General features: G+C 41.9%; 19 protein-coding genes. 18 read left to right on the top strand and 1 reads right to left on the bottom strand.

The genetic code is table 11. The features are described from left to right. Positions 1-451 precede the first annotated feature (451 nt). From mntR to D0469_RS08955, 3 genes are all read left to right on the top strand, one after another. Positions 452-883: a transcriptional regulator MntR gene (mntR, locus tag D0469_RS08945; RefSeq protein WP_117326406.1), complete on the top strand. Its 432-nt coding sequence runs from the start codon at positions 452-454 to the stop codon at positions 881-883. A gap of 222 nt (positions 884-1,105) precedes the next feature. Next, entirely contained in the window at positions 1,106-1,801 is a 696-nt protein-coding gene (locus D0469_RS08950; protein ID WP_117326407.1) for a class I SAM-dependent methyltransferase, read from the top strand. A 6-nt stretch (positions 1,802-1,807) separates the two neighbouring features. Further along, on the top strand, positions 1,808-2,503 hold the full coding sequence (locus D0469_RS08955) for an AIM24 family protein (protein ID WP_117326408.1): 696 nt from the start codon (positions 1,808-1,810) through the stop codon (positions 2,501-2,503). A gap of 211 nt (positions 2,504-2,714) precedes the next feature. Here D0469_RS08955 and metA read toward each other — a convergent pair whose 3' ends face one another. After that, the gene (gene metA, locus D0469_RS08960) at positions 2,715-3,623 is read right to left on the bottom strand and encodes a homoserine O-acetyltransferase MetA (RefSeq protein ID WP_117326409.1); all 909 of its coding nucleotides are present in this window, start codon (positions 3,621-3,623) and stop codon (positions 2,715-2,717) included. A gap of 200 nt (positions 3,624-3,823) precedes the next feature. Between metA and D0469_RS08965 the strand changes: the two genes are divergently transcribed. The 15 genes from D0469_RS08965 (at position 3,824) to D0469_RS09040 (ending at position 20,580) form a co-directional block, all read left to right on the top strand. Continuing rightward, positions 3,824-5,515 carry a formate--tetrahydrofolate ligase gene (locus D0469_RS08965; RefSeq protein WP_117326410.1) on the top strand — a complete coding sequence of 564 codons (1,692 nt, stop codon included), beginning with the start codon at positions 3,824-3,826 and terminating at the stop codon, positions 5,513-5,515. A 1-nt stretch (position 5,516) separates the two neighbouring features. Next, positions 5,517-6,068, top strand: a complete 552-nt coding sequence (locus D0469_RS08970; RefSeq protein ID WP_117326411.1) for a hypothetical protein — start codon at positions 5,517-5,519, stop codon at positions 6,066-6,068. A gap of 68 nt (positions 6,069-6,136) precedes the next feature. Further along, a complete protein-coding gene (locus D0469_RS08975; protein WP_117326412.1) occupies positions 6,137-6,616 on the top strand; it encodes a glutathione peroxidase in 480 nt (159 codons plus the stop codon). 12 nt (positions 6,617-6,628) lie between these two features. Continuing rightward, a complete protein-coding gene (locus tag D0469_RS08980; RefSeq protein WP_117326413.1) occupies positions 6,629-7,486 on the top strand; it encodes a DegV family protein in 858 nt (285 codons plus the stop codon). Positions 7,487-7,783: 297 nt separating this feature from the next. Continuing rightward, positions 7,784-8,422 (top strand): HD domain-containing protein, encoded by a 639-nt coding sequence (locus D0469_RS08985; protein WP_117326414.1) that lies wholly within the window; start codon positions 7,784-7,786, stop codon positions 8,420-8,422. Then, positions 8,419-10,305 (top strand): ABC-F family ATP-binding cassette domain-containing protein, encoded by a 1,887-nt coding sequence (locus D0469_RS08990; protein WP_117326415.1) that lies wholly within the window; start codon positions 8,419-8,421, stop codon positions 10,303-10,305. Before D0469_RS08985 ends, D0469_RS08990 begins: the two co-directional genes overlap by 4 nt. 33 nt (positions 10,306-10,338) lie before the next feature. Then, complete coding sequence (locus D0469_RS08995; protein ID WP_117326416.1) at positions 10,339-11,475, top strand: conserved virulence factor C family protein; 1,137 nt, start codon at positions 10,339-10,341, stop codon at positions 11,473-11,475. 594 nt (positions 11,476-12,069) lie between these two features. Then, positions 12,070-13,740 (top strand): dihydroxy-acid dehydratase, encoded by a 1,671-nt coding sequence (gene ilvD, locus D0469_RS09000; protein ID WP_117326425.1) that lies wholly within the window; start codon positions 12,070-12,072, stop codon positions 13,738-13,740. Positions 13,741-13,879: 139 nt separating this feature from the next. Continuing rightward, positions 13,880-14,314, top strand: coding sequence for a BrxA/BrxB family bacilliredoxin (locus tag D0469_RS09005; RefSeq protein ID WP_117326417.1), 435 nt, complete (start codon positions 13,880-13,882; stop codon positions 14,312-14,314). Between the two features lie 279 nt (positions 14,315-14,593). Next, positions 14,594-15,376 carry a class I SAM-dependent methyltransferase gene (locus D0469_RS09010; protein ID WP_117326418.1) on the top strand — a complete coding sequence of 261 codons (783 nt, stop codon included), beginning with the start codon at positions 14,594-14,596 and terminating at the stop codon, positions 15,374-15,376. 531 nt (positions 15,377-15,907) lie between these two features. Beyond that, positions 15,908-16,537: a YpjP family protein gene (locus tag D0469_RS09015; protein ID WP_117326426.1), complete on the top strand. Its 630-nt coding sequence runs from the start codon at positions 15,908-15,910 to the stop codon at positions 16,535-16,537. Between the two features lie 116 nt (positions 16,538-16,653). Then, positions 16,654-17,436: a TerC family protein gene (locus D0469_RS09020; protein WP_117326419.1), complete on the top strand. Its 783-nt coding sequence runs from the start codon at positions 16,654-16,656 to the stop codon at positions 17,434-17,436. 629 nt (positions 17,437-18,065) lie between these two features. Beyond that, the gene (locus tag D0469_RS09030; RefSeq protein WP_117326421.1) at positions 18,066-18,773 is read left to right on the top strand and encodes an anthrax toxin lethal factor-related metalloendopeptidase; all 708 of its coding nucleotides are present in this window, start codon (positions 18,066-18,068) and stop codon (positions 18,771-18,773) included. 234 nt (positions 18,774-19,007) lie between these two features. Beyond that, positions 19,008-19,967 carry a thymidylate synthase gene (locus tag D0469_RS09035; protein WP_117326422.1) on the top strand — a complete coding sequence of 320 codons (960 nt, stop codon included), beginning with the start codon at positions 19,008-19,010 and terminating at the stop codon, positions 19,965-19,967. Between the two features lie 106 nt (positions 19,968-20,073). Then, on the top strand, positions 20,074-20,580 hold the full coding sequence (locus D0469_RS09040) for a dihydrofolate reductase (protein ID WP_117326423.1): 507 nt from the start codon (positions 20,074-20,076) through the stop codon (positions 20,578-20,580). The last annotated feature ends 354 nt before the right edge of the window (positions 20,581-20,934 follow it).

Raw genomic sequence — 20,934 nt, forward strand, 5'->3', positions numbered from 1 at the left:
CTATAGGTAGACTTTTTTAAGTGTCTACTCTATAGGGTACAGTTTATTTTGGCAGGGCCTTTTTGCTTTGGCAAGAATTTAAATGAAGGTAAGAGTTGTGGATTACTAAAGTACTGTTTCTACATCTAGCTCCAGCGCCCAGCAACTTTTTTCCGCAGGAAAAGGCCCTGAAGCACATGTCAAGAAACACTTCGGCAGCGATAGAGCGTACGCTACAAAGCAGCATCTTTGTGAGGTCGTGCAACTGCCGTTGTCGCCAATGGAAGTGGCGACTTTAGCCGTTCTTCCTCTAACTAGGGTTATTACGTTTTTGTTCTTTGTTGTTATGAATTATAAGTGGGGTTCTAAGAATAAGGTTTGCTGCCGTTGCCTATGCTAAATAGCCCTGTCTTGTATCAATAGAATGGATATAGTAAAATTTTTATGATATGTGTTGATTGGGGGAAAAAGAATGCCGACTCCGAGCATGGAGGATTACATAGAACAAATATATTTATTAATTGAAGACAAGGGATACGCAAGAGTTTCCGATATTGCGGAAAATCTTACGGTCCATCCATCCTCCGTAACCAAAATGGTGCAAAAACTCGATTCGGAAGGCTACCTTGTTTATGAGAAATACCGTGGGCTTATTTTGACCGCCAAAGGCAAAAAGATTGGTAAACGGCTTGTATACAGGCATGAGCTGCTTGAGCAGCTTCTGAACATTATTGGAGTCAAGGAAGAAAACATATACCGGGATGTGGAAGGGATTGAGCATCATTTAAGCTGGGATGCGATTGACCGTATAGGTGACCTAGTCCAATATTTTGAAGAAAACCCCGAAAGAGTAGAAACTCTTAGAGGTATCCAGAAGCAATCAGAAGAAGAAATCGATTCATAAAATAGATTGTTAAATACCATGGCAGAGCTATGGTTTTTTATTTTCTTGGCTAGTCAAGTCCAGAAGTGAACAAGGATGCAGAACGCTTACAATTTAACAGATAGGGTCATATCAGCATTAATACAGAGGATTACAGCATCCATATAGAGAATATATGTAAAAAAGACCCATTTACCATATGGTTAAAAAAGCGGGTAATTAAAGATAGCAGGGGTGCTTTTCATGGAAGAACATAACTGGCATAAAGAAGCGGAAAGGAAATGGGATAACTTCGCTAAGCAATGGTCGCAGAACTCAAGTGAGATGTGGGAAAGCGGAAGCAGGAAGAAGGTAATTCCTTTTATCAGTTCAAATCTCCAGCCGGGCGATCAGGTATGCGATTTAGGCTGCGGTGACGGATATGGCTCCCTCCTTCTGGCTAAGATGGGGTTCAATGTTACAGGACTTGATATATCGAGTGAAATGGTTGAAACTGCAGCAAAAAGGGCTGCAGGTCAGACGAATACCACCTTCGTACAGGGAGACCTTGCTGAATTGCCGTTTGAAGAGAATCAATTTGATGCCATTTTGGCAATTAATTCTCTGGAGTGGACCGAATCACCCAGGGAGGTTCTAAGCAGCATTCAAAAAATCCTCAAGTCGGGAGGCGTTGCCTGTTTTGGCATTTTAGGGCCGACTGCCGCTCCCCGTCAAAATTATTGCTTCCGCCGGCTCTATGGGGAAAAAGTGATCATGAATACAATGATGCCCTGGGAATTTGAACAAATGGCTTTGGAAAACGGCTGGACGCTGCTGCAGGAAACAGCTGTTGAAAAGAGAGGCGTTGATTTTGACAAGCTTGGACATTTTTCAAAAGAATTAAAGCAGGCAGTTTCTTTCATGTGGCTATTTTTGTTAAAAAATGATAAAGGAGAATGATTCAAAATGAGCAAGTATGCTATAGAGCAGTTTGTGGAGCAAACGAAACAGCAGGACAGGGGGCAGGGTCTCTTCGAAATCGAGACGCAGCGAATCCTTGAAATTAACCTGGAAAATCAGATATGGGCCAAAATGGGCAGCATGATTTCCTACAGGGGAAATATTAAGTTCGAGCGGGAAGGAATATTGGAACATGGTCTAGGAAAGCTTTTTAAAAAGGCGCTCACTGGAGAAGGTGCAGCCCTCATGAAAGCGACTGGTAAAGGGAAGCTTTATGTAGCCGACCAAGGGAAGAAAATTTCGATTTTAAATCTTAACAATGAATCGATATCTGTGAACGGCAACGATTTGCTTGCTTTTGAACCAAGCATTTCGTGGGATATTAAGCTAATGAGAAAAGTAGCAGGATTGATGGCTGGAGGTTTATTCAATGTAAGGCTGGAAGGAACCGGCATGGTGGCGTTTACGTCCCATTACGAACCGCTGACATTGCTTGTTGAACCGGACAATCCGGTTTATACGGATCCAAATGCAACAGTTGCCTGGTCGGGAAATCTCCAGCCGGATTTCGTAACTTATATTTCCTTGAAAACTTTATTTGGAAGGGCAAGCGGGGAATCCGTGCAGATGAAGTTTACGGGAAAAGGGTTTGTAGTAGTGCAGCCTTTTGAGGAAGTTTATTATAGTCAGATTCAGGGTTAGATTTGCAGAGCTGAAATAATGTAAACCAGCTGGTTTATCGTAAGCCGTAACTTTTATGCGCACTAAAGAAAGCGGGTACTTTATTTCAAACAGAGCAAAACAAGTAACAATGAATGAACACAGTCATCCCAATATGTGTAAGTGTCAGCCATAAAAATAGGCTGCCCTAACTCGGGCAGCTTACCTTTGTCATGTTAACTTCCTTGCCCTTTCATTTCCACTCAAAAGGAGTTTCCTGGTAAACATAATAATTCAGCCAGTTTGAGAACAACAGGCTGGCATGGCTGCGCCACGTATGCATTGGCTGGACCTGTGGATTATTATTAGGAAAGTAATTCACAGGCAATTCTGTATCCAGACCCTTGTCCATATCTCTGGAATATTCAATCGCCAGTGTATTGGCATCATACTCAGGATGTCCTGTCACCATAATTTGTTTGCCATCCCGTGAGGCAAGCAGAAAAACTCCTGCTTCAGGAGACTTAGCCAGGATGATTAAATCACTGCTTTTCTCAGCTTTCTCAATATCAATGTCTGTATATCGGGAGTGAGGTGCGTAAAAAATATCATCAAAACCTCTTACCAGTTTTTCTGGAGGATGCACCACCTCATGGCTGAACACGCCAAAGCATTTTTTTGGAAGCTCATGCTTTCCAATCCCGAAATGGTGGTAGAGTGCCGCCTGAGCTCCCCAGCAAATATGCATGGTCGAGGTTACATTCTTTGCTGACCAATCCATGATTTCCTGAAGTTCCTTCCAATAGCCAACTTCTTCGAAATGCAATTTTTCAACTGGTGCACCAGTGATGATCATACCATCGAATTTCTTTTCCTGTACTTCAGCGAACGTTGTATAAAATTGATCAAGATGAAGCTTGCTTGTATTTTTCGAGTTATGTGTAGCAAGTCTGAGAAAAACTATATTAATCTGCAGAGGAGAATTAGCAAGAAACCTAAGCAACTGTGCTTCCGTCCGTTCCTTTTCTGGCATTAAGTTTAAGATCAGGATATTTAATGGCCGGATGTCTTGGGCCACAGCCCTTTCATCATCCATCACAAAGATGTTTTCCCGTTCAAGGATTTCGGTTGCAGGCAGTTGTTTCGGTATTTTAATAGGCATATATCAGTCTTCCTTTATCTGAATTTTCATTTTTGAATAAGTTCATTATAAAGGAAACAGATTTCACTGCAATCATTTCGAACAAAAACAATACTAATTTTTTATGAAAATATTATATGAACTGATAATTTCTGGGAAGAATTATTAATGAAAATGGTACAATATGACTTAAGAATGAAGTGAAAAGAGGAGTGTTTGGCTTGGAAATTGGTTCAGAAAAGTTGCACAGCGACATTGAAATTGCTTTATCGGCAAAAATGAAACCGATTAAGGAAATTGCAAATTCAATTGGGATTAAAGAAGACGAACTGGATCAATATGGAAAATATAAAGCGAAAATAAACTCAACTGTAATGAAACGGCTTGAACATGAACAGGATGGGAACTTAATCCTTGTAACTTCAATCAACCCGACAAAGGCAGGGGAAGGGAAATCAACGGTTACGGTAGGACTAGGAGATGCTCTGCAAAAGCTTGGCCACAGAACGATAATTGCCTTAAGGGAGCCTTCACTTGGGCCAGTAATGGGTTTAAAAGGCGGAGCTGCAGGCGGAGGGTACTCTCAGGTTCTCCCAATGGATGAAATTAATCTGCATTTTACAGGAGATATACATGCGATTACAACAGCCAATAACGCCCTTGCGGCTTTTATTGATAATCATATCCATCAGGGAAATGAATTAGGGATTGATCCGCGCAGGATTGTATGGAAACGTTCCATTGACATGAATGACCGAGTGCTCCGGAATATTACAGTCGGCTTGGGCGGCCCTTCCAACGGTGTGCCCAGGGAAGACGGGTTCGATATCACGGTAGCATCTGAAATAATGGCTGTCCTTTGCCTTGCAGATGGTCTGCAGGACATAAAAAAGAGGCTATCAAAAATGGTAATCGGCTATACGTGGGGGCAGCGACCGGTTACTGTAGCCGATCTTGGTGTTGAAGGAGCGCTAACCTTAATTTTAAAAGAAGCAATGAAGCCAAATTTGGTCCAGACGATTGCCCATACGCCAGCTTTTGTACATGGCGGTCCATTTGCAAACATTGCACACGGCTGCAATAGCGTTGCTGCAACCAAAACAGCTTTAAAGCTTGCAGATTATGTTGTGACCGAAGCCGGGTTTGGTGCTGACCTCGGTGCAGAAAAGTTTTTACATATTAAAGCAAGGGGAGCTGGTATCAGCCCAAAAGCAGTGGTGATCGTTGCAACAGTACGTGCTTTAAAAATGCATGGAGGAGCGCTGAAGGAAGAGCTAACCCGTGAAGATTTGTCTGCTCTGAAAACAGGTTTCGAAAATGTTAAAAAGCATGCGGAAACCATTTCAGCCTTTGGCTTGCCATTTATCATTGCACTAAATCGCTTTGCGGATGATAGTCCGCTGGAGCTCGAAGCATTTGGCAAGCTATGCTTGGATTCAGGAATTTCATATGCATTGACAGAGGTATGGGAGAAAGGCGGAGGAGGAGGCATAGAATTGGCTGAAGGTATCCTGAAGCTGATTGAAGATAATAATCGAAGCTTTGAACCGTTATACGACCTTTCCGATTCTTTGGAAGTAAAGATTGTAAAAGTTGCGAAAACCGTTTATGGTGCTTCAGATGTTGATTTTACACCTGCAGCAAGGCAGCAAATGAAGAAGTTTGAACAAGAGGGCTGGGGAAGCCTGCCGGTATGCATTGCAAAAACCCAATATTCGCTGTCAGATAACCCAGTATTGCTCGGAAGGCCAACAGGCTTTAAGCTGACCGTGAGGGAATTAAAACCGAAAATCGGGGCAGGCTTCATTGTCGCATTGACAGGTGATATCATGACAATGCCAGGTTTGCCAAAGTCACCTGCCGCTTTAAGAATGGACGTTGATGAATCTGAAAACGCGGTAGGGCTGTTTTAATATGACTGATCCCACAGCATTTGAAAACATGAAGATTGTCCTTGAAGGAGCAGTCTACGATCTTGATTTTGCCGGAACTGTTACTGTAAAAAACCGATCGGAAATGATTAACCTAGCCAGTCTTTCAAGGCAGTATGAATTGGAGATGGTATTAAAAGAAAAGGAAAATCTTAACCAAATTAGCGCAGCTATACGCCTTAAGGCTGCGCTGAAAAACCTTACTGCTGAGCTGTTGCCGGGCATCTCAGCAAGCACTGGTGATTTCGCAGGCTGCCATGCAGAAATTAAGTTTAATCTCAACTTAGCTATACAGGAAACTGATGCTGCGGAATTACTCGGCATGCTGGAGGAATTATGGGGTAAAGACAGAAGAATCGTATGTACTTCAAGAAAAATACAGGATAATCATGGGCTGGCTTCCGAGAGCACTGAGATACATGTGTTTTTCGACAGGCTGCTGACTGAAGAGCAGATCAATGACCTGCAGCCGATGGCATCGTGCTGCGTACATTCTTTAGAAGCACTTGAACATTGGGCAAATGAAGAAAGGTAAGCATTCGGAAGGTAGTTTTCAGGGTGAAATTGCCTTGCATCAAGTAACAAAAAAAGAGGTGTTTTTAAATGTCTGTTTATCAGTATGAAGCGAAATTAATTAACGGTGAAATGATCCGATTGTCTGAGTTTGAAGGAAAAGTCCTTTTAATTGTAAATACTGCCAGCAAGTGCGGGTTTACAGTTCAATATTCAGAATTGCAGCAGCTGTACGATAGATATTCGGATAAAGGATTTGCTGTCCTTGGGTTTCCCTCCAATCAATTTCTTGGCCAGGAACCGGGTGACGAAATTGAAATATCCTCCTTCTGCCGGCTTAACTATGGGGTTACTTTTCCTCTGTTCGCAAAGATAGATGTAAAAGGAGAAAATGCTCACCCGCTGTTTGTTTATCTGGCTAAAAATGCGCCTGGAATGCTTGGGTCAAAGGGAATTAAATGGAATTTCACCAAATTCCTCGTTGATCGGAATGGAAATGTAATTGATCGGTATTCCCCTCAGACAAAACCAATGGATATCGAAGAGGATATTAAAAAATTGTTGGATTAGGAGGCTGGGTATATGGGTGAAAGGATTGCATGGGTAACAGACAGCAGCGGGTGTCTGGATGTAGAGCTAGAGCAAAATCCTGATGTCTATGTTGTTCCGTTAATTGTTATGATTAACGGGAAAGAATATTTGGATGGTGTCGACATTCATCCGGAGGAAATGCATCGGATGATGAAGGAAGACAAAGTCGCTCCAAAAACTTCACAGCCAGCTGTTGGAACGTTCCTGGATCTGTTTAAAAAATTAGCGGGAGAATATGATAGAATCATAGCCATTCATCTATCCAGCCGCCTGAGCGGGACCTATTCCTCAAGCTTACAAGCTGCACAAATGCTTGATTTTCCAATTATGGTGATTGATTCTCTATTAATCTCCTATCCAATGACCTTCCTCATTAAAAAGATGATGGCATACATAAATGAAGGCCTATCCCTTGAGGAAGCAAGAGGGAAACTCGAGCGGTTCCGAGATTCCAATGAACTATACGTGCTTATAGGCAGCCTTGAACAGCTCCATAGAAGCGGACGAATGTCTGCAACATCATTTATCCTAGGAAGCATGCTGAATATCAAGCCGATTATTTCCATTGAAAAGGGCGCTCTTGAAATCAGGGAAAAAACACGGAATGAAAAAAGGGCGAAAACCAAGATATTTTCCCTCTTTAAAGCTGCTGCTGATAGAGGAACAATAAAAGAGTGCTATCTTTTATACGGATCGGCAGAGGAGCAGACCAAGGGTTTGAAAACGCAAATTCATGATTTATATCCTGATATGAGCGTAAGCGCCTATCCGATTGGAACGGCAGTAGGTGTTCATGCTGGTGACAAAACACTGGGAATCAGCTGGTTTTCAGATAGAAGTTGTATATAACAAAAAAGGCCTTGGAAACGTTTTTGGACGTAATCCGGGCTTTTTTAAATTCGGATGATGTTACAATGCCGTTGTAAAATCGAAATCCCATTAGATGGTTTTTCTAAATTATGTAAGTGAATTTGCATATTGGTAAATAGAGCAGGATTAATTCCATTAAGCCCTCCACGTGGTAAAATAGATTGGATGATGGTCCTTTATTCTTTTTAAGAAAATAAACGGCTAGTTTTCGTTAAATATTAACGATGACGGAAATACCTGACGACATGATCATGTGAAAATGATAGGAGAAAATAAATGAAAGATATTATCAAGCGAGCAGAAGCTTTTGTGAAAGAAAAAACGGCGGGAGATGCAAGCGGCCATGACTGGCACCATATTGACCGTGTCCGGAGGCTTTCCCTTCAAATCGCTGCTGATGAAACAAAAGGTGATTTGTTTCTCATTGAATTGGCAGCTCTGCTGCACGATATTCCTGATGGGAAGCTAAATAAAAACGAGGAAGAAGGATGGTCTCTCCTAGAAGAATGGCTTTACAATGAACTCTCCCCGGAGTTAGCCGTACAGGTCAGGGAGATTATAAAACTTATTCCTTTTAGCGCTGGGAAGACGGAACAGCTTTCGATTGAGGCGGCGATTGTGCAGGATGCTGACCGGATTGATGCAATTGGAGCTATTGGTATTGCCAGGACATTCGCCTATGGAGGGAAAAAGGGACAGGCATTATATGATCCTTCGATTTCTGTAAGGGAAAATATGTCTTTAAAGGAGTACCGGGAAGGCAAAAGCTCTTCTATCCATCACTTTTATGAAAAGCTGCTGAAGCTTAAAGATATTATGAATACGGATTCTGCCAAAAAAATCGCCTCAGAAAGACAAGAATATATGGAAAACTTCTTAAACCAGTTTTATAAAGAATGGGATGTTAGACTATGAAAATATACAGCATGGAAGATGTAACAAAGTACCATGGAGAAAAGCTTCTTTTCTCTTCAATTTCCTTCTCAATAACAGAAGGGGATAAAATCGGGATTATTGGAGTCAACGGCACAGGGAAATCGACGCTTCTCAATATTATAGCTAAAAAAGAAGATGCAGACGGAGGGAAGAGCGACCACCCAAACGATTATAAAATCTCTTACTTATCGCAGAATCCGATTTTCGATGAAACCAAGACTGTACTTGAGTATTTGTATGCAAGCGATTATCCGGTTTTTACACTTATTAAAGATTATGAGAAAACCTTGCTTCAACTGCAGGAGGCCGCCCATAACGAGGCTGTTCAGGAAAGGCTGTTCAAGCTTCAGCAGAAAATGGATGAGCAAAATGCATGGGAAACAAGTGCCAATGCAAAAACCATTTTGACAAAATTGGGACTGCCTGACTTTTCTAAACCGCTATCCGAGCTTTCGGGGGGACAGAAAAAAAGAGCTGCCCTTGCAAAAACATTAATAGAGACTCCGGATTTGCTTATTTTGGATGAGCCAACGAATCACCTGGATTATGAAAGCATTAAATGGCTTGAGGATTATTTAGCAAAATACCAAGGATCAGTTCTGTTCGTAACTCATGACCGTTATTTCCTGGATCGGATTTCAACGAAAATTTGGGAACTCTCTCACGCAAAGCTTTATGAATATAAAGGAAATTATGGAGATTTTCTGGAAGCGAAAGCAATCAGGGAAGAAAATGAAACAGCGGAACGCGCCAAAAAGGAGAGTCTATACAAGCAGGAGCTTGCCTGGATCAGGCGTGGAGCTAAAGCAAGGACCACAAAGCAAAAAGCAAGGATTCAGCGCTTTGAGACGATTGAATCTGATGTGAATACAAAGACCAGCAGCAGTTCCCTTGAAATTGATTTAAATGGATCACGCTTAGGGAAAAAAGTAATCGAGTTAAAGGGAATCACTAAGGCTTTTCATCGAAATCCGATCATCTCCGATTTTTCCTTCCTGTTTAAACAGGGAGACAGAATAGGGATTATCGGCAGAAATGGAACGGGAAAATCAACTTTCCTTAACCTGCTCGCAGGCAGGCAGGAGCTGGATTCCGGAGAAATCGAGATTGGTCAAACAGTTAAAATCGGCTATTATACGCAGGAAAATGAGGATATGAATGAAAACCTGCGTATGATCGAATATATTAGGGAAACTGCAGATTCTATTGCTCTTAAGGACGGCAGCTTTGTTTCCGCAGCCCAGATGCTAGAACGCTTCCTTTTTTCGATGAACAGCCATGGCACCCCGATCAGGAAGCTTTCTGGAGGGGAAAGGCGAAGACTTTATTTGCTGAAAATATTGATGTCCGCGCCTAATGTTCTTCTGCTGGACGAACCGACCAATGATCTTGATACCCAGACCCTCACAGTGCTTGAGGATTATCTTGACCACTTCTCGGGGGTTGTTATTACTGTTTCCCATGACAGGTATTTTCTTGATAAAACTGCCTCCCAGCTGTTTGTCCTTGAAGGCAAAGGGAAGGTAAACACCTATTTTGGCAGCTACTCGGAATACCTGGAACAGGAAAGCCAGTCCGCAACCCCACCAGCAGCTAAACAAGTGGAACATGTAAAACGTGAAGATAAAAAATCAGGCAAGAAAAAATTGTCCTACATGGAAAAACGGGAATGGGATGAAATAGAAGGTAAAATACAGCAAATAGAAGAAACGATAGCCCAGGTGGATAAAGAACTTTCGGAAACGGGAAGCGATTTTACAAAGGCACGGGAATTAATGGATAAGCAGCGGGAGCTGAATGATAAACTTGAAGAAACGATGGAACGATGGGCCTATTTATCTGAAAAAGCAGAAGAAGAATAAGAATATAAATGCCTCTGAAAAGGAGTCAAGAAAATGCAAATAAAATCAATTGAACCCACCCCGAGCCCAAATACAATGAAGGTAAATTTGACAGAAGAATTGCCGGCGGGAAAAAGCAACAACTACAAAAAAGAAACCCTTGAGAATGCCCCGGACCTTATTGCTGACATCCTCCGCATTGAAGGGATTAAAGGAGTCTACCATGTGGCAGATTTTCTTGCAGTTGAACGCAACCCGAAATATGACTGGCAGAACATTTTGATTAACGTTCGAAAACTGTTTGGGGAAGAGAGTGATATTCTTTCCGCTGGGAGACAGTCTGATCAGCACTATGGCGAGGTTACTGTCCAGATTCAGCAATTTAAAGGAATCCCGATGCAAATTAAGCTTAGCGATGGAGCAGAAGAGAAACGATTCGGCCTGCCCGAAATCTTCGTTTCTTCCATTGCCTCAGCACAGCAGGCAGATGATAATGTTGTCCTGCTAAGGAAGTGGAAGGATTACGGAGTCCGCTATGGATCCATGGAGGAAATTGGTGCTGAAGTCACTGAGGAAATTGTGGCTGCATATCCGCCGGAAAGGTTACAGGAGCTGGCTGATGCTGCAGCTCATCCGGAGAGGAAATCAGCAGGTGCCAGAAAGACCAGGGTGAAGCTTACGATGGAAGCTTTGGAAGACGAAAATTGGGAACGCCGCTATCAAGTGCTCGACCAAATGGAAGATCCGACAGAAGAGGATATTCCGCTTCTTGAAAAGGCGCTTGATGACCCGAAAGCCTCAATCAGAAGGCTCGCTGTGGTTTATTTGGGAATGATCACCAATAGCAAGGTCCTTCCTGCGCTTTATAAAGCGCTTCGGGACAAGAGTTCCTCTGTAAGGAGGACGGCCGGTGATACGCTTTCTGATTTAGGGTTTGACGAGGCAATGGGTGAAATGGCCAAGGCCCTTTCAGATAAAAACAAGCTTGTAAGATGGAGAGCGGCTATGTTTTTATATGAATCCGGAGACGAATCTGTACTTGCTGATCTAAAAAAAGCTGAAAACGACCCTGAGTTTGAAGTTGCCATGCAAATAAAAATGGCTATTGAAAGAATTGAAACTGGTGAAGAAGCAAAGGGATCGGTTTGGAAGCAGATGACCGAGGCTAGACAAACAGAAGAACATGATTAATGAAAAACGAAATGCGGAAGCGCCCTGGACAGATGAAGAACGGCTAAGAAGATCGCCGTTTCCTGTGGCAACGCCGTTCTGACCCACATCGTGAAAAAGGAACATCGGCTAAGGTCTGGGACATCCTTTGTCAAACGCCGACGCCAGCACGTCCTATGCAAGTTCGGGAAGCATAAGACAAGCGCTGACAGAAGGCGCTTTTTGATTGGCTTATGACCAAGGTTGCGATGGCACTTGATCGCAACACAGGGTTGTAACGGCCTTTGGTCACAGCATTCGAGGCCGACTAAGATCGCCACGTTCTGTGGCGACGTTGGTACTAGCACGTCCTGTGCGTGGGGGCTTTATTTTCCTACGGAAAAAAAGTTGCTGGGCGCTGGAGCTAGACAGCTATACTTATTAAAAATTTATAATCATATTTTATTGAAAAAAACCTCTTACTTTTTTACGGCAAAGTAAAAAAGTAAGGGGTTTTCTTTGTTATTTGGGACACAATCGTTTTCAAGCCGCGAATGATATGTTAGAATCTTTAGATAATATAAAAATTAAGTTTACAACATTCTGGGGGGAATACACAATATGTCTGCATCAAATATGAGAAGTGATATGATTACAAAAGGAATTGACCGTGCTCCGCACCGCAGCCTGCTGCGTGCAGCCGGCGTGAAAGAGGAAGATTTCGGCAAGCCGTTTATTGCGGTGTGCAACTCTTACATTGATATTGTTCCAGGTCATGTTCATTTGCAGGAATTTGGAAAAATTGTGAAGGATGCCATTCGTGAAGCGGGCGGTGTACCGTTTGAATTTAATACTATCGGGGTTGACGATGGTATTGCCATGGGCCATATTGGTATGCGCTACTCTTTGCCAAGCCGCGAGATTATTGCAGATTCTATTGAAACAGTAGTATCGGCGCATTGGTTCGACGGGATGGTATGTATTCCAAACTGTGACAAAATTACACCAGGTATGATGATGGCGGCTCTTCGGGTTAATATCCCGACAATCTTTGTCAGCGGCGGTCCAATGAAGGCTGGCAGAGACAAAAACGGTAAAGCTCTGTCCCTGACATCTGTATTTGAAGGAGTGGGAGCTTACCAGGCGGGTAAAATTGATGAAGAAAATTTACAGGAGCTGGAACAGTTTGCGTGCCCTACCTGTGGTTCTTGTTCAGGAATGTTTACAGCCAACTCCATGAATTGTTTAGCTGAAGGACTAGGCCTTGCGCTTCCGGGCAATGGAACGATTTTGGCTGTTTCTGAAGAACGAAAAGAATTTGTTAAACGTTCTGCCACTCAATTAATGGAACTGATCAAGCAGGATATTAAGCCTCGGGATATTGTAACAATTGATGCTATTGATAATGCGTTTGCATTGGACATGGCTATGGGCGGATCCACGAACACTGTTCTTCATACACTTGCTTTGGCACATGAAGCTGAAATTGAATATCCAATTGAACGGATCAATGAAATTGCAAACCGTGTGCCGCATCTTGCCAAAATTGCTCCGGCATCAGATTATCACATTGAGGATGTCCATGAGGCAGGAGGCGTAAGTGCCGTTATTCATGAACTTCTAAAAAAACCTGGTGCTTTTAATGGAGATCTTATTACGGTGTCTGGAAAAACACTTCGTGAAAATGTAGCCGGATGTGAAATTTTGAATACAGATGTACTTCGCCCATTGGATAACCCGCATTCAGAACGCGGCGGTCTTGCGGTACTGTTTGGCAACCTGGCACCTAATGGTTCCATTATCAAAGTCGGTGCAGTTGACCCTGCCGTCGGAGGCTATCACAGAGGACCGGCGATTTGCTTTGACTCCCAGGAGGACGCTCTTTCTGGAATTATTACGGGTAAAGTAAAAGAAGGAGATGTAGTGGTCATTCGTTATGAAGGTCCAAAAGGGGGACCAGGCATGCCGGAAATGCTTGCCCCTACTTCCCAAATTGTCGGCAGGGGTCTTGGTGCGAAAGTCGGTTTGATTACGGACGGCCGTTTCTCAGGTGCCTCAAGGGGAATCTCGATTGGCCATATTTCTCCAGAAGCTGCAGAAGGCGGTCCAATCGCATTTGTTGAAAATGGGGATATAATCGAATTAGATCTTAAGAATCGTACAATCAATCTTGAAGTTTCAGATGAAGAATTTGAAAAACGCAAGGCGAATTGGAAAGGCTTTGAGCCAAAGGTAAAAAGGGGTTATTTGGCGCGTTATTCCAAGCTTGTTACAAACGCTAGCACAGGCGGCGTTATGAAAATCTAATTTTCGAAAAAGTGTAAAACGATTCTCTTTTTCGGGAGTACAACGGATGGCTGATTATTGGCCGTCCGTTGTTTTTGCATGTTGAATGATAATTATAGTATTCTTATTGAGAATAGAGTATAGAAAGGGGGCGCATAATATGTCAAATGCATATGAAGAATATATGAGAGAAATGGTAAAACCGATGCGCCAGGAGTTAGTATCCGCAGGTTTCAAGGAGCTTAAAACGGAAAGCGAAGTAGAGGGCTTCATTGAATCACTCGACGGAACAGCACTGGTTGTCGTAAATTCGGTTTGCGGCTGTGCAGCCGGACTGGCCCGTCCAGCTGCAACTCAAGCGGTATTGAGGTCTGAACAAAAGCCAGATCAGCTCGTTACTGTTTTTGCCGGCCAGGATAAAGAAGCTACAGCAAGGATGCGGGAATATTTCGGTGATATTGAACCATCATCCCCCTCAATGGCGCTGCTAAAAGGGAAGGAAGTAGTCCATTTTATCCCTCGCCATGATATTGAAGATCACAGCATGGAAGCTATTATGGAGAATCTTATTACCGCTTTTGAGAGGCTAAAGTAAAAGCCAATATACTAACCTTGCTTTCAAAACACCTTGTCATCATTGGCAGGGTGTTTTGCGTTTACGGAAATGGCGAATGTAAATGGAGTTTTTGTTAAGTTATATTCTTAGGAAAATGAATTATTTTTTTGCAAATTAATATCCTGCTTGATATAATTTTTTTCTGAAATTAATATGACCGGAAACATAGTTTATTTGTACCATTCAATAATTAATTATCCAGATGCATTTGTCCACATTAGAATTTAATTTGTAAATAGATGGGAAGGAGCAGCTTAAATGTTTGTAACAACGGCCGGCAGGACTGATGGGGTATGGATAACCAAAGCAAAAGGGCTGGCAGAGGAGCTTAATGTAACTTATGTTCCCCGGAAAAAACGTTCAGTAAAAGCCTTGCAGAAAATAATACAAGATGATTGCCTAGTCCTTGGCAAAGAACGGCTGGAGCTCTATTCCATGGACTCGGACGAACCATTCTTTTTCCATCCCAATATCGCGATGCTCAGAATAAAACGATTAATGAACGGGGAAGATGACCCCCTGATATCAACTGGGCAAATTACGGAAGGAATGAAAATTCTGGACTGTACTTTGGGTCTCGGCTCAGATGCCCTTACAGTTAGTTATCAGGTCGGCCCCACTGGCATGGTAACAGGTATTGAGTCTAATGTCTATTTAGCCAAAATTGTACAAACCGGGTTAAGAGAATGGGAAACAGGAAATCCTTCTGTCGATGAATCTATGAGAAGAGTAAAGATAATCATGGGGGATCATTTGGATTTCCTAAAAAGGCTTGAAACAGATAGCTTTGATATCGTCTATTTTGATCCAATGTTCGAGGAAAGAATAAGTGAATCGGATGGAATAAGGCCTTTGGCACACTTTGCTGCAGCAGAGCCGATAACTGAAGAGGCGGTAAACGAGGCTAAAAGAATCGCAAGACATAAAGTAATTTTAAAGGACCATTTCAGAAGCCGCAGGTTTAGCGAATTTGGTTTTTCAGTCCACATAAGAAAATCAGCAAAATTCCATTATGGAGTAATTGAGACAAACAAGCATTAGAAGAATGACGAAAGCTGATACAGAATATAGATGCACCTGCAGGGAAGAATTAGGAAATTACTTTTTGTGAGTAAATGCTTATCATTTATGGCGTTCAGGTTTGTTTACTTATATAATATCTGGGTTTCTTAGCGGCTATTGAAAAAGAAAACCTTGCCGCGGGTAAATGGCAAGGTTTTGTGGTTTTTAAGTGTCCTTTTTCCTGCTTAATCTGCAAAAGATAAATATACAAAGTAACCAAGCATAATAAAACTGAAAACAACTATAGCAATTGACCAATCCATTTTAAACCCCTCCTCTTGCATGCCGAACAACTAAAAATATTTTCACCGTTCCACGAATATTTATAGCTGAAGACAGATTCTATTGTTTTTTCCTTTCCCAATATAAAAAAAAGTGAAACCTTAATTAATAAAATTCGTATTACAAGAGAAAGCATTATATACTATAAACAAAAGGTACTGTGAAAAAGTGCTGACAGCGGGAGTTTAATTGCTTCATGTAAGCAAAGATATTAGAGGGGCAATTGCAATGAGAATATCTACATGGTTAAGAAAAAGTCTGTTCATCCTGATATCAATCCTTACTTTTGGATTGGTTACTCCATCAGAACATCTTTGGCAAGTTGATGCTGGTTCTTCCAAGCAGCCAAAAAAGAATGATATTGCTGATGGCGGGCAGCAGCAGATTTTTGATTTGCACGATGATATGTATAACCACTCCCTTGGCGATCGATTTGAAAGGGGAGAGTTTATTTCGGCATTGATGGAGGGGGCTGAAATGAATGCATATGCTAAATTCGGAGACAGAATTGGTCCGAGGATTGGCAGCGAGTTCAATGAGGTGATTTTGCCTAAAATTGAGGAGGCTATAAACGAAATCACTGCCCAATTTCCTGAAAAGGACTTGGAGCACCTCGCGATATCAGAAAAGCCAGCCTCAGGAAGGGGCGAAAAGATCTTCCATATCTATGACGAGCACACGGGCATGGATATCATCAGGTTTCATGTAAGGCTGGAGAGGCCGCCACAGGATGGATATTGGTTCAATTTTCATTACCATACATACCGCGACCGTTTTGCCAGTCATTATGAATTGGGACGTATATACTGGGATAAAAATACACCTCCCTTATGGTCAAAAACCAGTCACTTGAGTTAAAAAACTTTGAAAATCATTGCTGAAATGCAATAATAAAATTTAATAATTGTCCTGAGTTGCTTCAAGATTTAGTTTGAACTAACTTGGGGTCTACATGGAAAGGAAAGATATAACAAATGAATGAAGTATTAAACAGCTTTATCGACACGTATGCCAGTTTCTTCGATTGGGGTATGTGGGTAGAAGTGCTTAGCGATCCTGTCAGCTGGGGCTTAATCGGTACACTTATTATTTTGGAAGGATTATTATCAGCAGATAACGCACTTGTTTTAGCGGTAATGGTAAAACATCTCCCTGAGGAACAAAGGAAGAAGGCCCTCTTTTACGGTCTCCTTGGTGCATATATATTCCGTTTTATCGCAATAGGGCTGGGTGTATTCCTAATTAAGCTTTGGTGGGTAAAATTGCTTGGTGCCGGTTATCTGGCGTGGCTCTCCATCAAATACTTTATCGATCGAAGCAAGAAAAAAGGCGATTTGGATGAGGGCGAAGAAGCGGAGATTAAAGGGCTTAGCAAGGAAAGCATATTCATTCGTCTATTCGGTAATTTTTGGGGAACGGTTGCAGCTGTAGAATTAATGGATATCGCATTCTCAGTCGATAGCGTCCTGGCTGCATTCGGTGTCAGCAACCAGGTTTGGGTGCTTCTGCTTGGCGGTATGCTTGGCGTACTGATGATGCGGGGCGTTGCCGGTGTATTCCTTAAACTGATTGACCGGATTCCTGAACTTGAAACATCTGCCTATGTGCTGATTGCAATCATTGCTGGAAAAATGCTGCTTTCCGTCTTTGGAATTCATATTTCACACATGGTATTCTTTATTTTGATTACTCTTACATTCGTTGTAACGATCATTATTCATAATAGGAATGCTAAAAAACTTAAAGCAGAGGGATAATTAATCCTCACAAACTCAGAAGGAACCTTGCCAGTGGCCGGGTTCCTTCTTCTTTTTTCATCAGAATGTTTTTCCATTGAAGGTAGGACAGCAAAACCTGACTCACCTAAACTTATTGCAGAATGGGATCGTGCTAAACTTTTAGGCAGCAAGTGAGATTGTTTTTTGATTTCGCAGGGCAACCGTTGTTTTTCTTTAGAGTTTTTATGAAGGAGCTTTTTTACAAAACAGCCTGAATACTATGATACAGGAGACAAAAAAACTGATGGGGATGCAAAATAAAAGCCACACAGTATCAACAAGGGGATATAGTAAAAAACTTAAAATCAATGTGAAAACCAACAGATCAAGATAAACAAAAAACTCCAGCCCCGAAATAGAAATTACTTCCTCGGCAAGCTCCGGATGATACCTGATAATGTCCTCTTTATTATATTTAAATCTTCCCATGCAATCACCTCTTAGGAGTACTTCATTATATGAGAAGGCTAAAGGAATGTTACAAAAGTGTGATTTCTGCCTGATCTGCAGGCATTTTCCATTAAATTGGCTGCAAGTAATACTATTTTCATATGTTACAATAGTAGAAAAGAGAGAAAATTTGAGTTTTACTTTAAAAGGGGACGGAAATGGTGAAAAAATGGCTGGGTATCATGGCTGTTATGGTATGTGCAATTCCTTTATATTCTTTTTCTTATGCCACGGAATATGGCCGTTCTTGGCAGCAATTATCTGAAAGCGAACGTCTGGGCTTAAACGCTCAGTTTCATACCAAACAGGATACGACGGAGTTGTTTCTTTTTCCTGAGACTGAATTTAATACCGGACAAACTCTTGAAATGATGAAAATGATAGATCGCCTGCCGCCTTCTTTACTGGCTAGGGTGACAGCAAAGGGAATTCGGGTGAAGCTGTTCAACGGAAGCCTGACAGAGAATACTACAGCCCGGCATCTAAAGGGGATTGTTCCGCGCGGATATGAGGATAAAACCAAAACATGGGATGAAGTGCCCGGATTGGGAGGAGGACCCAATGTTTTGGTTAAAATCGGTGCCAGCTCCAAAGGGAGCGGACACGGATCGGTTAATCTGGAGCTTCATGAACTGGCTCACAGCATCGATAATATAGTTTTTGATAAAATACGAGCAAAGGATAATTTTCGGGCAATATGGTCCAAGGAAGCACCTGCACTGTTTCCTAATGAAAAATATTTCATAAATTACCCTGAAGAATTTTTTGCCGAGTGTTTTGCTCTGTATTATTTTAATGAAAAGAGCAGGGAACAGCTAAAACAAAAAGCTCCAAAAACCTTTGCTTATATTAAGCAGCTAAAATAGCCCTTATATAGCAATCTGCTACAATAAAGTGGACATAACCGGGCAATGCTCATGTACATATTCTTTATGCGTGCTGCCTTCTTGAGTTGTTGCCAAAATCCGTGACAGCCTTTTTATCTGATGCCGATATATAATATATTTTTATAGTGACTTATGCAACTCGAAATAACCTGCTTGTTCCAAGTATAGAAAAAGTCTATAAAACAAGCTTAATATGGAAGGAGAAAATATATCTTGAGTAAAAATGAACATACATACCTTGAATTATGTAAATACGTTTTGAATAAGGGAGTCAAAAAAGAGGACAGGACAGGTACAGGCACAATCTCGCTGTTTGGCTACCAAATGCGCTTTGATTTAAATGAAGGCTTTCCTCTATTAACTACAAAAAAGGTTCCTTTTCGGCTAATTGCCAGTGAATTGTTATGGTTCATAAAAGGGGATACCAATATTAGATATTTGCTGCAGCATAACAACAATATTTGGAACGAATGGGCCTTTAAAAAATGGGTGGAGAGTAACGAATATACCGGCCCTGATATGACAGACTTTGGCTTGCGTTCCCAAACAGACAAAGAGTTTAACCACCAGTATGAAGAGCAAATGGAAAGATTTAAAAAATCCATTCTGTCTGATGCCTCCTTTGCCTCGAAGTATGGAGAACTGGGCAATGTATATGGAAAGCAGTGGAGAGCATGGACAGCTTCTTCAGGTAAAACGATCGATCAATTAAAGGACGTTATTGAGACAATCAAGAAAAATCCTTATTCCAGAAGATTAATTGTTTCTGCATGGAACCCGGAAGATGTTCCGGCCAATATGGCCCTGCCCCCATGCCATAGTTTATTCCAGTTTTATGTATCAGAAGGAAAGCTGTCATGCCAGCTATATCAACGAAGCGGTGATATCTTCCTCGGCATTCCATTTAATATCGCAAGTTATGCCCTTTTAACACACTTGGTTGCCCATGAGTGCGGTTTGGAGGTAGGGGAATTTATCCACACCCTTGGTGATGCCCATATTTACGTTAATCATATAGAACAAATTCATATGCAGCTTGAACGGGATCCTAGGAGCCTTCCTGTATTAAAATTAAACCCAAAGAAAAGCTCTGTTTTTGAATTTGAGATGGATGATATTTCAATTGAGGGATATGATCCTCATCCTGCCATCAAAGCGCCAGTTGCCGTATAAATTAGCAATCAAGCCAGGACAGGCTAGTAGCAAAGGAATATTTCATTTTTTTAATTTTTCATATGGTAGTTTCTTTTCCTCAACTAACTTTTAAGGAGACCAGTCTATGATTTCACTTTTGCTTGCAATGGATAAGAACCGGTTAATCGGACGAGACAACCAGCTCCCTTGGCATCTCCCGGCAGATTTAAAATACTTCAAGGAGGTCACGATGGGCCATCCAATTGTTATGGGAAGAAAAACGTTCGAATCGATAGGCAGGGTTCTTCCTGGAAGGGAAAATGTCATTGTGACCCGAGACCAAAGCTTTCAGGCAGATGGCTGCATCGTACTAAATTCAATTAAAGCAATAAAGGAATATGCAGATAATCAAGATCGTGAAGTATTTGTAATCGGTGGTGCCGAAATATTTAAGGAAATCATTCCTTTTACTGACAGGCTCTATATTACGGAGATACATGAAGAGTTTGAAGGGGATACTTTTTTCCCGGCTGTGGATGAGAACGAATGGACATTAATTTCTTCAAAAGAAGGTATGGTTGATGAAAAGAACATTTATGAACATGACTTCCTTGTATACGAGAAAAAAATAGAACGGTTTGCCAATCATTGATTATTAAACAATAGGCAATGTTAAAGCCCATTGTTGAGGTATGACACTTTGTTTGGTGTCTAGCTGCAGCGCCCAGCCCCGACGCACAGGACGTGCTAGTGCCGACGTCGCCACAGGACGTGGCGAACTTAGTCGGCCTCGAGTCATAAGCCAATCACTTCGGAAGGCAAAAAGCGCCATCTGTCAGCGCTTGTCTTATGATTGTCAGAGGCCCACAGGATGTGGGTCAGAACGGCGAAGACATGCGGACGTGGCGAATTTAACCGTTCTTCCTCTAAATCAGGGCGCTTCCGCTTTTCCATGATGTCTAGCTGCAGCGCCCAGCCCCTCGAGGTCATAAGCCAATCACTTCGG

The sequence above is a fragment of the Peribacillus saganii genome (genome assembly GCF_003429095.1).
Classification (GTDB): Bacteria; Bacillota; Bacilli; order Bacillales; family DSM-1321; genus Peribacillus; species Peribacillus saganii.